This is a genomic window from Mycobacterium sp., assembly GCF_019243155.1.
In the GTDB taxonomy this organism is placed as follows: Bacteria; Actinomycetota; Actinomycetes; order Mycobacteriales; family Mycobacteriaceae; genus Mycobacterium.
In genome coordinates, this window is record NZ_JAFAUS010000483.1 from 1 (window position 1) to 12,614 (window position 12,614).

At 67.7% G+C, this 12,614-nt stretch carries 13 protein-coding genes and 1 pseudogene; 4 read left to right on the forward strand and 10 right to left on the reverse strand.

Annotation, left to right across the window (positions count from 1 at the left end; translation table 11 throughout):
• The 4 genes from JOZ00_RS24265 to JOZ00_RS24280 form a co-directional block, all read right to left on the reverse strand.
• A partial coding sequence (locus JOZ00_RS24265; RefSeq protein ID WP_293349239.1) for a TetR/AcrR family transcriptional regulator occupies nt 1-461 on the reverse strand: 461 nt, incomplete at its 3' end.
• 100 nt (nt 462-561) lie between these two features.
• Nucleotides 562-1,602, reverse strand: a complete 1,041-nt coding sequence (locus tag JOZ00_RS24270) for a L,D-transpeptidase (protein WP_293349241.1) — start codon at nt 1,600-1,602, stop codon at nt 562-564.
• A gap of 116 nt (nt 1,603-1,718) precedes the next feature.
• A complete protein-coding gene (locus JOZ00_RS24275) occupies nt 1,719-2,951 on the reverse strand; it encodes an MFS transporter (protein WP_293349263.1) in 1,233 nt (410 codons plus the stop codon).
• A 134-nt stretch (nt 2,952-3,085) separates the two neighbouring features.
• A complete protein-coding gene (locus JOZ00_RS24280) occupies nt 3,086-3,376 on the reverse strand; it encodes a metal-sensitive transcriptional regulator (protein ID WP_293349243.1) in 291 nt (96 codons plus the stop codon).
• 103 nt (nt 3,377-3,479) lie between these two features.
• Here JOZ00_RS24280 and ilvD point away from each other — a divergent pair, with 103 nt between their 5' ends.
• Nucleotides 3,480-5,195 (forward strand): dihydroxy-acid dehydratase, encoded by a 1,716-nt coding sequence (ilvD, locus tag JOZ00_RS24285; protein ID WP_293349245.1) that lies wholly within the window; start codon nt 3,480-3,482, stop codon nt 5,193-5,195.
• Here ilvD and JOZ00_RS24290 read toward each other — a convergent pair.
• Entirely contained in the window at nt 5,192-5,638 is a 447-nt protein-coding gene (locus JOZ00_RS24290; RefSeq protein WP_293349247.1) for an SPW repeat protein, read from the reverse strand. The two genes, ilvD and JOZ00_RS24290, sit on opposite strands and share 4 nt — an antisense overlap.
• A 131-nt stretch (nt 5,639-5,769) precedes the next feature.
• Entirely contained in the window at nt 5,770-6,429 is a 660-nt protein-coding gene (locus JOZ00_RS24295; protein ID WP_293349249.1) for an O-methyltransferase, read from the reverse strand.
• 122 nt (nt 6,430-6,551) lie between these two features.
• Between JOZ00_RS24295 and JOZ00_RS24300 the strand changes: the two genes are divergently transcribed.
• Nucleotides 6,552-6,698 carry a metallothionein gene (locus JOZ00_RS24300; protein ID WP_293349251.1) on the forward strand — a complete coding sequence of 49 codons (147 nt, stop codon included), beginning with the start codon at nt 6,552-6,554 and terminating at the stop codon, nt 6,696-6,698.
• A gap of 41 nt (nt 6,699-6,739) precedes the next feature.
• On the opposite strand, the gene JOZ00_RS24305 is transcribed toward JOZ00_RS24300, so the two are convergent.
• From JOZ00_RS24305 to JOZ00_RS24320, 4 genes are all read right to left on the reverse strand, one after another.
• Nucleotides 6,740-8,857, reverse strand: a complete 2,118-nt coding sequence (locus JOZ00_RS24305) for a beta-glucosidase (RefSeq protein WP_293349253.1) — start codon at nt 8,855-8,857, stop codon at nt 6,740-6,742.
• Nucleotides 8,854-9,369 carry a TIGR04338 family metallohydrolase gene (locus JOZ00_RS24310; RefSeq protein WP_293349255.1) on the reverse strand — a complete coding sequence of 172 codons (516 nt, stop codon included), beginning with the start codon at nt 9,367-9,369 and terminating at the stop codon, nt 8,854-8,856. The genes JOZ00_RS24305 and JOZ00_RS24310 overlap by 4 nt, the downstream gene beginning before the upstream one ends.
• Entirely contained in the window at nt 9,366-10,115 is a 750-nt protein-coding gene (locus JOZ00_RS24315; RefSeq protein WP_293349257.1) for a DUF2786 domain-containing protein, read from the reverse strand. Before JOZ00_RS24315 ends, JOZ00_RS24310 begins: the two co-directional genes overlap by 4 nt.
• A 190-nt stretch (nt 10,116-10,305) precedes the next feature.
• Complete coding sequence (locus JOZ00_RS24320) at nt 10,306-11,100, reverse strand: alpha/beta hydrolase (protein ID WP_293349259.1); 795 nt, start codon at nt 11,098-11,100, stop codon at nt 10,306-10,308.
• On the opposite strand from JOZ00_RS24320, the pseudogene JOZ00_RS24325 reads away from it, so the two are divergent.
• Nucleotides 11,093-12,209: pseudogene (locus JOZ00_RS24325) on the forward strand (sigma-70 family RNA polymerase sigma factor). The gene JOZ00_RS24320 and the pseudogene JOZ00_RS24325 overlap by 8 nt on opposite strands.
• A 42-nt stretch (nt 12,210-12,251) precedes the next feature.
• Nucleotides 12,252-12,614, forward strand: a 363-nt coding sequence (locus JOZ00_RS24330; RefSeq protein WP_293349261.1) for an alpha/beta hydrolase domain-containing protein, incomplete at its 3' end; no start/stop codon positions are given.

The window sequence follows — 12,614 nt, forward strand, 5'->3', positions numbered from 1 at the left end:
GCCAGCACAGACAACTCGCGTGCCCGCTCCCCCGGTATTCCGTCGGCGATGAAGCGCGCGGCGATCCGGTCGGTCCAGCGATCGAACACCGCCGCCGCGCGGTCGACCACCGGGGCCATCCGTTCGCGGTCGTGTTCCTCGCCGGCCTCGACGGAGACCGCCACGATGGGGCAGCCCGCGCGAAAGTCGCTTTTGAGCAGCTGACGGCGGTACTTGTCGATCAGGGTGTCCATCAGTTGCAGGCTCGCATCGGCCCCGTCGATGATGGCCGCCACGTGCTCGCCCGCGTAATCGACCGCCTCGCAGAGCAATTGCGTGCGTCCGCCCGGGAAGTAGTGATAGGCCGATCCGCGAGGCGCGCCACTGTGGTCCAGAACGTCGGAGATCGCGGTCGCATGCGCGCCGCGCTCCCGGATCAGCAGCGCGGCCGAGACGACCATCCGCTCGCGTGGACTCGGCATCGCCCTCCTCAGGCCCTACGGGTTATATATGATGCTATACATAACCTGCGGCCGGACGGAAGCCCTCGCGGGATTCCGGAGTTAGTTGCCGATCGAAGGGCTAGTTGTTGACGATCCAGTCGCTGGAGCCGTCGTTCTTCTTGTAATCCCCACCGGACGAGTTCTTCACGATGATCGGGTCGCCCGGGCCGAAGTTGTCGATGAACCACTTCGCGTTGCTCGGGCTGATGTTGATGCAGCCGTGGCTGACGTCGCGCTTGCCCTGGTCGTCGACCGACCACGGCGCGCTGTGCACGTAGTCGCCGACGTTGTCGAAGCGGACCGCGTCCTCCACCGTCACCTTGTAGCCGTAGGTCGAGTTCACCGGCACCCCGTAGGTCGAGGAGTCCATCACGACCGACGCCTTCTTGTCCTGCACGTAGTACGTGCCGTTGGGGGTCTGGTGATTACCGGACGTCATACCCATCGACATCGGGATGGTCTTCTCCACCGTGCCGTTGCGCGTCACGGTCAGCTGGTGGGTGGCGTCGTCCGCGGTGGCCACCAGTGTGTCCCCGGTCTGGAAGTTGGTCACGGTGCCGCCGGCGTCGACGGTCACCGCTGTGTGGGCGGGCCAGAAACTGGTCGGACGCCACCGCAGCTGGGTCGGCGTCATCCAGTAGAACTTGCCGGGCACCGGCGGAACCGACGAGACGTGGACGGCGTCTATGGCCGCGCCCGCGTCATCGACGCGTCCGGGGAAGTTGATGATGATCGGCTGCGCTACCCCGACGGTCGAGCCGCCCTTGGGCACGAACGAGGGCGGACCGAACGGCGCCGTCCCGGTGAACGGGGCGGGGTTCTGCCCGGCGGCGGGTCCGGCTGCCGCCGGTTGCGTCATCGGGTTGGGGAATGCCGGCGGCGTCAGCGGCTGCGGCATCGGTGGCAGTGCCAACGGGGCCGGCGGAGGGGGCGGCGCGAGCGGGTCCGGGGGCGGAGGCGGAGCGGGCGGGGCGGCGACCAAACCCGGATCGCCGGGCGGTGCCGGGTCCGGATCCGCCGAGGCGGAACCCGCGCTGAAGACCAGTGCCAAACCCATTACAGAAGCCAATCCGGCTGCGCTCAGAGCGGCGAAAAGCCTTTCCTTCGTCCAGCCCGACATATGCATCCCTCCAGTCACAGTCTTGAAACAGTGTGGCATAGGGTCAGCGCCAGCTACCGTTTCTCGGAGGTCTGGCGGTCAGATCGTCGCCTAAAATGTGCCGCTGAACTGTGCGGCTATGAATCGCGTGAGCTTGTCGGGGCAACGTCCAGGATCCGCCGGTTGGCCGCGACGCCGACCAGCGCCAGGCCCATCAGAGCGGCCGATGCGGTGAGCATCATCGCGACGCTGCGCTCGTACAACAGCCCGCCCAGCAGCGAGCCTGCCATGATGCCCACCTGGAATGCCGTTACGTACAGCCCCGACGCCCCGTCCGGATCGTCGGCCCCGTTGCGCATGGCCGCGGATTGCATCATCGGCGACACTGCGGTGGCCATCGCACCCCACAGCACGATCGCGGCGGTACCGATCAGCGCCGTGGCCGCGGCGCCCCGGCTACCGAACGCCAGCGCGGTCAGCACCACGAACGCGGCCGTCAGACCCGCCATGCACAGGATCACCGCGCTCTTGGGCCTTTGATCCAGCGGCCGCGCCACCAACGGGACCGACAGCAGCCCCGCGAGCCCGTAGGCGGCCAGCACCCACGCCAGGTTCGGCCCGCGCACGCCGACGACGTTGCGGATGATCTCGACGATGAACGTGTAGGAGACGAAGTGGCCGGTGACCGCGATCATCGCCAGCACGCTCACGGTGATCAGCCGGCCGTTGCGGTGATGGCGGGAGCGCGGCCCCACGTGCGCAAGCTGGTCCTCGGTGAGCACCATCTCCGGCAGCATCACCCGGGCGGCGACCGTGACGATCAGGGCGGCAACGGTGATGCAGACGACGGCCAGGCGCCAGCCCCACATCAGGCTCAGGGCGGCGGTCAGCGGGCTCCCGACGACCAAGGCCAGGCTGGTCCCCACGTAGATCGACATCGTGGCCCGTCCGGCATGGCTCGGCGGCACCAGCCGGGTCGCGATCGGGGCGATGACAGCCCACAGCAGCCCGTGGGTGACCGCACAGAGCACCCGGCCCGCGGCCAGTACCGCGAAGTTGGGCGCCAGCGCCGAGATGAGTTGCGAAATGGTCAGGCAGACCAGGCTCAGCAGCAACGTTTGCCGGCGGGGCAGGTGGGCGGTCCATCGCACCAGCGGAAACGTCGTCAGGGCCGCAACGAAGGCGTACCAGGTCAGCAGGGTGCCGACCGCAAAAAGGCTGACGTGCAGGTCGTGCGAGATGGCCGGCAGCGCGCCGACCGGCAGGAGCTCAGCGGTGACGTAGGTGAAGGCCGCCGCGGCCAGCACAGCGAGCTGCGCCGCGATTCGTGGCGTCCACGTTCGCGCCGCAGCGTTGGTTTCGGGTGTCATGGCGTCGGTGTCGGCCGGGTTCCCCAGCTCCTGGGTTGTCGCGCCTAATGCGATCACACTGCCTTACCGTACGGACCGCGACAACGGCTCCCCCCGATTCAGGGCCGCAACTCGGGTCTCAACTACGTCACCGATCAGGAACGAACGAGTCTCGCGATCGCGGCGGAGGCCTCGGCCAACTTCTGCTCGGCCTCGTCGCCCCCCTCGGCCACGGCATGGGTGACGCAGTGCCCCAGGTGCTCGTCCAGCAGGTTCAGCGCGACCGAGCGCAGGGCGCTGTTGGCGGCGCTGATCTGAGTGAGGACGTCGATGCAGTACTTGTCCTCTTCGATCATGCGGGCGATCCCGCGTACCTGGCCCTCGATGCGTCGCAGCCGCTTGGCGTAGTTGTCCTTCTGCTGCGAGTATCCGTGTTCGTTCGTCATCGTCTCTTCACTCCTGCCCGACAAGCGCTCGTATCCACCTTATACCCCGCTGGGGTATTACCCCGCGCATTTGCCACTCGCGCAGCTCACGCATACTTGCAGGATGGCAACACCAACCGATTCGGCCCCGGTCGCCGACATCAAACCGCGTAGTCGTGACGTCACCGACGGCCTGGAGAAGGCCGCCGCCCGCGGCATGCTGCGCGCGGTAGGCATGGGAGACGAGGACTTCGCCAAGCCGCAGATCGGGGTCGCGTCGTCGTGGAACGAGATCACCCCCTGCAACCTCTCGCTGGATCGGCTCGCCAAGGCGGTCAAGGAAGGGGTGTTCGCCGCCGGCGGCTACCCGCTCGAGTTTGGGACCATCTCGGTGTCCGACGGCATCTCGATGGGCCACGAGGGCATGCACTTCTCGCTGGTGTCGCGCGAGGTGATCGCGGACAGCGTCGAGACCGTGATGCAGGCCGAGCGGCTCGACGGCTCGGTGCTGCTGGCCGGCTGTGACAAATCGCTGCCCGGCATGCTGATGGCCGCGGCGCGACTGGATCTGGCGTCGGTGTTCCTCTACGCGGGCTCGATTCTGCCGGGGGTGGCCAAGCTCTCCGACGGCAGCGAGCGTGAGGTCACGATCATCGATGCGTTCGAGGCCGTCGGCGCCTGCGCGCGCGGACTGATGCCCCGCGAGGACGTCGACGCTATCGAGCGTGCGATCTGTCCCGGCGAGGGCGCGTGCGGCGGCATGTACACCGCCAACACCATGGCCAGCGCCGCCGAGGCACTGGGCATGTCCCTGCCCGGCAGCGCCGCCCCACCGGCGACCGACCGCCGCCGCGACGGGTTCGCGCGCCGCAGCGGTCAGGCCGTCGTCGAACTGTTGCGCCGCGGCATCACCGCCCGCGACATCCTCACCAAAGAGGCGTTCGAGAACGCGATCGCGGTGGTGATGGCGTTCGGCGGTTCGACCAACGCGGTGCTGCACCTGCTGGCCATCGCGCACGAGGCCGAAGTCGCGCTCACCCTCGACGACTTCAGCCGCATCGGATCCAAGGTGCCGCACTTGGCCGACGTCAAGCCATTCGGTCGCCACGTGATGTCTCACGTCGACCACATCGGCGGTGTGCCCGTGATGATGAAGGCGTTGCTGGATGCCGGCCTGCTGCATGGTGATTGCCTGACGGTGACCGGCTCGACCGTGGCCGAGAACCTGGCCGCCATCGCCCCGCCGGACCCGGACGGCAAGGTGCTGCGCGCCATGAACAATCCGATCCACCCGACGGGCGGCATCACCATCCTGCGCGGATCGCTGGCGCCCGAGGGCGCGGTGGTCAAGTCAGCCGGTTTCGACTCCGATGTGTTCGAAGGCACCGCAAGGGTTTTCGATGGCGAGCGCGCCGCGCTGGATGCGCTCGAGGACGGCACCATCACCAAGGGCGACGCCGTGGTGATCCGGTACGAGGGCCCCAAGGGCGGCCCGGGGATGCGCGAAATGCTCGCTATCACAGGCGCAATCAAGGGCGCGGGCCTAGGCAAGGACGTTCTGCTGTTGACCGACGGCCGCTTCTCCGGCGGGACGACCGGTCTGTGCGTCGGGCACATCGCGCCCGAGGCGGTCGACGGCGGCCCGATCGCATTGCTGCGCGATGGTGACCGGATCCGCCTCGACGTCGCGGACCGCGTCCTGGACGTGCTGACCGAACCGGGCGAATTCGAGTCCCGGCGAAAGGATTTCGCGCCGCCGCCGCCGCGCTACAAGACGGGCGTGCTGGCGAAGTATGTCAAGCTCGTCAGCTCGGCGGCGATCGGCGCGGTCTGCGGCTAGCGCAGACGATCAGGAGCGGGTGCCGCGGCGCGGGTGCGCATGCCGAAGTACGTCGCGTTGAGGCCCAACAATGTCAGCAACGCGCCTGCAACGACATTCGACCAGGCCATGCCCGCAGTCGTCGTTACGCCCTGCATGATCCACGGCGAGACGACGACCCATACGCCGAGCACCGGCAGCGTCCATGTCATACCGTGCGCGCGGTCCAGAGTGGTCGCGAACCCGTATGCCAAGAACGCCACCGCGATCCCGACGATCAGGTCGGATGTGGCAAGCGATCCGCTGAATCCGACGATCCACGATGACACGGCCACATACAGACCCGTCAGCAAAGTGAGGCCGAAGGTGACGTGCGCACTCATCGACTCGGCGACGCGCTCATAATTCGCGCGGAGCGCCAGCAGATCGGGGTGGTGATCGATTGATGAATGGACCGTACTCATTTTGTGACCTTTCTGTTATGCGGCAAGCTCGTTGTGCCACAAGCACTGTGAGCTGGTCGCAAACCATCCACCTGTAGTAGAGATTACGCTCGGCCACCGTTCGCGGGCAACGAAAATCCCGCTCCCACGTGCTAGTTCACCAGCGCGATCGCAAAGCCGTCCCAGTGCTTGGCGCCGACCGTCTGGATCACGGCGGTGTCCAGCCGCGGGTGCTCGCCCATCAGCTGCAACGTCTGCCGCGTCGCCTGCACCCGGGCGTCATCGGAATCGGGGTCTAAAACCTTGCCCTCACGAATGACGTTGTCGGCCAAGATAACTGAGCCGGGGCGGGCCAGCCGCACCGCCCAGTCCAGGTAGGCGGGGTAGTTCTCTTTGTCGGCGTCGATGAATATCAGGTCGTACGGGCCGCCGGACAGCGTCGGCAACGTGTCGAGCGCGGCGCCGACCAACACCTCCACGCGGTCGGCAAGGCCGGCCCGCTCCACGTTGGCCCGCGCGACCTCGGCGTGCTTGGGCTCGTATTCAAGCGTCACCACACGCCCCTCCGGCCCGGCGCCCCTGGCCAGCCAGATGGTGCTGAAGCCGCCCAGCGTGCCAATCTCGAGAACCCGCCGTGCCTGCACTGCGGCGGTCAACAGGCTCAAGAACTTGCCCTGCTGCGCCGATACCGCGATCGAGGGCAGGCCGGCCGCGTCGCTGGCCTGAAGCGCTGCGGTCAGCGCCGGATCGTCACCGACCACGGTGCTGTCCAAGAATGCGTCGACGTCTTTGGGGGTTGGTTTGTCGGTCATGCCACCAAGCTAGCCGCGCTCAGGGGCCGCGACCATTTACCGGATACCCCTTGGGGGTATATAGTGAGGGCGTCCACGGCGGTAGCCGCGGTCGTCACAACAAGAAGAAATGAGGGAGTCAAATGCCAAGTTACGAGGCAGGAACCATGCTGAGCTGTGGCCATGAGGGCTGCGGCTGTCGCGTTCGCATCGAGGTCCCATGCCACTGCTCGGGTGCCGGCGAACCGTACAAATGCACCTGCGGCGACGACCTGACCCCCGTCCGTTAACCCCGCGCCGGCCGCGCGTTCGGGCGGCTAGACCGCCTGCATCATCGCCCGAACGTGCGACCGGCCAACTGCACCGGCGCCTCAAGTCGCGGCGCGGTCGCCGAAGTGCCCACCGCCACCGTGTGAATCCCCGCGATGATGCCCCAAGCATGGGCGGCCCCGTCGTACCGGGCTAGCAGGCGCGGATCCGCCACGATGGTCACGCGACGTGTGGCGCCCGGCTCGAGCTCGACCCGCTCGAATCCCAGCAAGCGTGAACGGCGTTCGCCGGCGGCCTCCGTCAGGTAGAGCTGCGGGACGTCGCCGCCGGCACGGTCGCCGACGTTGACCACCGTGAAGCTCACGCTGACGGTGTCGCCCCCGGTCGTTTCGAGGTCGCTGTACTCAAAACTGGTATACGACAAGCCATGACCGAAGGGGAACATCGGTTCGTGGCCACGGTTGGCGAACCAGCGGTAGCCGACCTCTGCCCCCTCGAAGTAATCGATCGTGGTCGGCGTTCCCCACGGCTCGCCGAGCCCGGGCAACTCGGGACGTGGCGTCTGGCCGAGATCGACCGGAAAGGTGATCGGTAGCCGACCCGATGGATTCACTTGCCCGGCAAGTATTTCTGCGATCGCACGGCCACCTTCCTGGCCCGGATACCACGCTTGCACGATCGCATTCACCGAGTCGCGCCACGGCATGGCCACCGGATTGCCGGTCTGCAGCACCACGACGGTATTCGGGTTCGCGGCCGACACTGCGGTGATCAGCTCGTCCTGACCCGACGGCAGCGACAGGTCGGCGATGTCGAAGCCCTCCCCTTCGACGCGGATCGCGAACACGATCGCGACATCGGCGCGTTGCGCGGCCAGCGCGGCCTCGGCCGGGCTGATGCCGGGATCGAATTCGATGTGCGCGTCCGGGAATTGCTTTCTGAGTTCGTCGAGCGGGCTGGACGGCAGCAGGTGCAGATTGCGCATCGCGGCCATCAGCCCGTGCCCGCCGATCGGTATCACGCCCGCGTAGCCGCCGGGCGGAACGACGGCGCTCGAACCGTAGCCGATCGGCACACCCAGTTGCGCATACCCGCCGATGACCGCGATCCGGGCCGTCGAATCGGGCTTCAAAGGCAGTGCGCCGCGGTTGCTCAGTAGCACGATGCCCTGCCGGGCGATCCGCAGTGCAATCTCGTTGTGCGCGGCCATATCCGGTGGCGGCGACTCTTCCCAACCGTCGATTCCCACCGCGAACATCGAGCGCAGGATGCGCCGGACCATGTCCGAGAGCCGCTGCGGGGAAAGCCTGCCGTCGGCGTGGGCGGCGCGCAGGTGCTCGGAGAACGCTTCCGACTGCCAGAACAGGGCGTCGAGCTGGGCGCCGCACTCCTGGTCGAGGCCGTGCAGCGCGCACTCCCAGCTCGGTGTCCCGCCCCAGTCCGACATGACCCAACCCGGGTATTTCCAAACGCCTTTGAGCACATCGTTGATCAACACGCTGTTCGCCGCGGCGTAGTCACCATTGACCTTGTTATAGGCCGCCATCACGGCACCGGGGTGTGACCATTCGATCACCAGCTCGAAGGCCAACAGGTCGGATTCCCGATGCGCTGCGGGATCGATGACGGCGTCCAGCCAGTGCCGGTTGGTCTCGTTGCAGTTCAGCGAGTAGTGCTTGACCGTCGAGATGACGCCGTGTTGCTGAATCCCGTTGACCGACTCCGCGGCCATCGTCGCGGTCAACAGCGGGTCCTCCGAGAGGTATTCGAAGTTACGGCCGTTGCGCGGGTCGCGCGCGAGGTTCATGGCCCCCGCCAGTTGCACGTTGATTCCGCGGGCGCGGGCCTCGCGCCCGATCACCTCGCCGGCGGCGCGGGCCAGGGCTTTGTCGAAGCCGGCGGCCAGCGCCTGTCCCGAGGGCAGCGCTGTTGCGGTGTCGCCCGGGCGGTAGCCGGGGTTGGTGACGCCGAGCCCGGAATCGTTCATGCGCAGTGCCGGAATACCAAGGCGCGCAACGCCAGGCGCGTAACCCGTGCTCGTCTCGACGTCGGGCGGGATGCGTTCGTCGCGCAGCGGCCACATTTCACTCGGACCGATCACGCAGACCAGTAACGAGAATCGCTCCTCGTCGGTCATCTGGGCTTCGACCTCGCGGGCCCGGGCGTCCGGGTCGCTCACCGCACGCCCCCTTTGGCGTAGACGACGCGCAGCACATGCCCGAGTTCCGGGCCCATCACCAGCTCAGCCAACTCGCAGATCGTCGCGACGAACTCCGGGCCGTGGGGCGGCTCGGCGTGGCAAAGGTGGTGTGCCACCTCGTGGAGGACCACCAGCTCGCGTAGCGCCCACTCGGCGGTGTCGCGGTCGGGGATGGCGATAACGCCTGCGCCGTCGTGGTATTCGTAGTGCGCGGCGGTGGCGGCACGCCGGGCGCGCACCCGCAGCGGCAACTCGGTGGTCGGCCACCGCTTGCGCACCGCCGGGAGTGCCAGCACGTCGTCGACATAGCGCTGCACGGATTCAACCGACCCGAATCGTCCTTCGGGCGGCAGCGTCAGCTGCGTGCCGAAAAAGTCGACGGCCGGTGATCCGTGCTCGCCGGCCCGGTCGAACAGCGTCCGGACGAACTCCTCGGCCGCATAAACCTTGGCCCGCTGGGAGTCCCGCTTGGCGGATTTCGCAGCGCTCACTGGCGCAGGGCGGAGCGCGCGCCGGGCAGCTCGGGGCTGTCGCCCAGCCGGGCTTTACGGCCGGCCCGGTCCCCAGCGCGCCGCGCCGCCGACGAGTATCCGGCCGACGCCCGGCTGGCCTGCCAGGTGCCGCGCGCTTTCGACGCTCCGCGGTAGTGGTCGTGCAGTTCGACGTCCTTGTCCCGCAAGGCAATAGCGGTTCCCGGTGCGCGACGACGATCCTTGGTGGCCTCGCGCCGGGCCTCGTCGCGGGCCTTGCTCAGTCGTTGCCCGACGCGCGCCCCGAAAGCCAACTGGAAATTGAGGCGGGCGGTGATCGTCGGCGTGGGCCGGTGCTGGCCCGAGGCGAGGTAGGTGTCCGACGCCCGCACCATTTGCACGACCAGGCTGGCGTACAGTGCGTGGCTCGCGTCGATGTCCTCGGGAAACCCGTACGCGTAGAGGAACGTTGAGTTCGACGCGATATCGCAGCGCACGTCGTTGGCCGCCGCGATCAGCACGAACAGCTGGACGTAGGTTCGCAAACCCTTGGTGCCCGCCTCCCCGATGGTGATGGTTCGCTGCGTGGGAGCCTGTGCCGCCGAGCGATTGACCGCGTGCGACCTCGCCACCGCCAGGTCGATCGAGGACGCCGTCGCCAGCCGCTGTGCGGCGCTCATGAAGGCGTCGGCCTCGTGTGGGTTGTCGGTGCCTTCCGCCTGACGCAGCAAAGCGGCGATGCGGGTCAGCATCTTGTCGTCACTCATGGCGCCACTCCTCCTCATCGCTGCGCTCTGCATCGTCGCCGGCGCGACTCATGGCGCCACTCCTCCTCATCGCTGCGCTCTGCATCGTCGCCGGCGCGACTCATGGCGCCACTCCTCATCGATGCGCTCTGCATCGTCGCCGGCGCGACTCATGGCGCCAAACTACTGGAGCCGTAGGACACTCCCCGTGTCACAGCCGCGCCGTGATCCAGGTGACCACGTCACCGATCACCTGCTCGCGCTCCGGCTCGTTGAACACCTCGTGGTACAGCCCCGGATAGACCTTCAGCTGGACGTCGGTGGAGCCGACACACTCCACCAGGCGTTGGCTGCCAGCGACCGGGATCAGCTTGTCGTCCGAGCCGTGCACCACCAGCAGCGGCGCGGTCAGCGCGGGCGCCCGCTGCGGCATCGTCTCGCCCACGTGCAGCAGCGCCCGGCCGATCCCGGCCGGCACCTTTCCGTGGTACACCAGCGGGTCTTCCTTGTAAGCGGTCACCACGGCGGGGTCCCGGGAGATGGCGTCGACGTCGAGTTCCTGCGCTGGCAAGCCGGGCAGGATGGAGCCCAGTACCTTGGCGGCGATCGCCAGCAATGGGGACACCTGGTCCTGGGCCGCCACCGCCGGCCCGGACAGCACCATCAGGTCGTAGTTGTCCGGGCGTTCGACGCCATAGGCGAAGACGATCCCGCCGCCCATGCTGTGCCCCAACACGATGCACTTCAGGCCGGGATGCTCCCGGGTGGCGATTTTGACGAGGGTGTCAAAGTCGGCGGTGTACTCGGAGATGTCGCGCACCAGCACCCGCTTGCCACCCGATCGGCCATGCCCACGGTGATCCAGCGCGTAGGTCGCCAGCCCGGCCTCCGCGAAGCGCTGCGCGACGTGGTCGTAGCGGCGGGCATACTCGCCGAGACCGTGCGACAGCACGACCACCGCCCGCGGCGGGGCGTCCGGTGTCCACACGTCGTAAACGATGCGCACGCCGCCGAATCCGTCAAAATCGCGTTCGCTGTGGTTCACGGCAGGGTCCTAGTCATTACGGGCAGCGTAATGGCTCCTGATACAGGCCGCGTTCCCAGACACTGCGTAGGCTCGTGCGGGTGGAACTGCTCGCGCAAAACCCGCAAGGCAACGCCGCGGCCGACGGGGATTTCTCCGTGCACGCCGAGCCGTATCGGCGTGAATTGCTCGCCCACTGCTATCGGATGACCGGGTCGGTGCACGACGCGGAGGATCTCGTCCAAGAGACGTTGCTGCGGGCCTGGAAGGGCTACGACAAATTCGAAGGCAAGTCATCGATGCGGACCTGGCTGCACCGAATCGCCACCAACACCTGCCTGACCGCCCTGGAGGGTCGTCAGCGCCGACCGCTGCCCGTCGGCCTGGGCGCGCCCAGCTCTGACCCCACCGCCGAGCTGGAGCAGCGCGAGGTCCCCTGGCTCGAGCCGCTGCCGGAGCCGACCGACGATCCGGCCGACCCGTCCGTAATCGTCGGCGCACGCGAGTCGGTGCGGTTGGCGTTTGTCGCTGCGCTGCAACATCTCTCACCACGGCAGCGGGCGGTGCTGCTGCTGCGCGACGTGCTGCAGTGGCGCTCGGCCGAAGTCGCCGCGGCGATCGGCACCACCACGACGGCCGTCAACAGCCTGCTGCAGCGGGCCCGCGCCCAGCTGGACACCGTCGCGCCGAGTGCGAACGACCGGCTGGCGGCGCCGGATTCGGCGGAGGCGCAAGACCTGCTGGCCCGCTATATCGCCGCCTTTGAGACCTACGACATCGACCGGCTGGTCGAGTTGTTCACCGCCGAGGCGGTCTGGGAAATGCCGCCGTACGTCGGCTGGTATCAGGGCGCACGCGACATCGTCACGCTGATTCACCAGCAGTGCCCGGCCGAGCACCCCGGAGACATGCGAATGCTGCCGCTGGTCGCCAACTCCCAGCCCGCCGCCGCGATGTACATGCGCGCAGGCGAGCGGCACGTCCCATTCCAGTTGCACGTGCTCGACGTGGTCGACGGCAAGGTAACTCACGTGGTGGCGTTTCTCGACGACACGTTGTTCGATAAGTTCGGGCTGCCCAGTTCGCTGTGAAGCCCATGTCCCGTTGACGTGCAAGTCAAGGAGGCCCACCCCATGACGCGTGGCCCCGATGTTGTGGCCGTCCCCGGCAAGCCGGCGTTGTTGCTGGGCGCCTTCGAGATCGCCGACGTCGGCTACGCCGCGGAGGAGTTCTTCGTTTCCGGAACGGCCACTTCCTACTCCCCCACCGGCGAACTGGGGTCCGACGGCCGGTGGGGCGTAACCCCCTCGGACACAGCCGAATACACCACCCGGATCGTCGTGCTGACGCCGGTCGACGGGAGCCTGTTCAACGGCACGGTCATCGTCGAATGGCTCAACGTGAGCGGGGGCATCGATGCGCCCGCGCTGTGGATGATGGCGCATCGCGAGGTGCTTCGTTCGGGCTACGCCTACGTCACGGTGTCGGCCCAGAAG

What these genes read in the sequence shown, in the direction of transcription:
- JOZ00_RS24315 (WP_293349257.1), bottom strand. Translation starts at nt 10,115, where the DNA reads ATGAGTGACGACAAGATGCTGACCCGCATCGCCGCTTTGCTGCGTCAG.
- ilvD (WP_293349245.1), top strand. Translation starts at nt 3,480, where the DNA reads ATGGCAACACCAACCGATTCGGCCCCGGTCGCCGACATCAAACCGCGT.
- JOZ00_RS24275 (WP_293349263.1), bottom strand. Translation starts at nt 2,951, where the DNA reads ATGACACCCGAAACCAACGCTGCGGCGCGAACGTGGACGCCACGAATC.
- JOZ00_RS24295 (WP_293349249.1), bottom strand. Translation starts at nt 6,429, where the DNA reads ATGACCGACAAACCAACCCCCAAAGACGTCGACGCATTCTTGGACAGC.
- JOZ00_RS24280 (WP_293349243.1), bottom strand. Translation starts at nt 3,376, where the DNA reads ATGACGAACGAACACGGATACTCGCAGCAGAAGGACAACTACGCCAAG.
- JOZ00_RS24300 (WP_293349251.1), top strand. Translation starts at nt 6,552, where the DNA reads ATGCCAAGTTACGAGGCAGGAACCATGCTGAGCTGTGGCCATGAGGGC.
- JOZ00_RS24270 (WP_293349241.1), bottom strand. Translation starts at nt 1,602, where the DNA reads ATGTCGGGCTGGACGAAGGAAAGGCTTTTCGCCGCTCTGAGCGCAGCC.
- JOZ00_RS24290 (WP_293349247.1), bottom strand. Translation starts at nt 5,638, where the DNA reads ATGAGTACGGTCCATTCATCAATCGATCACCACCCCGATCTGCTGGCG.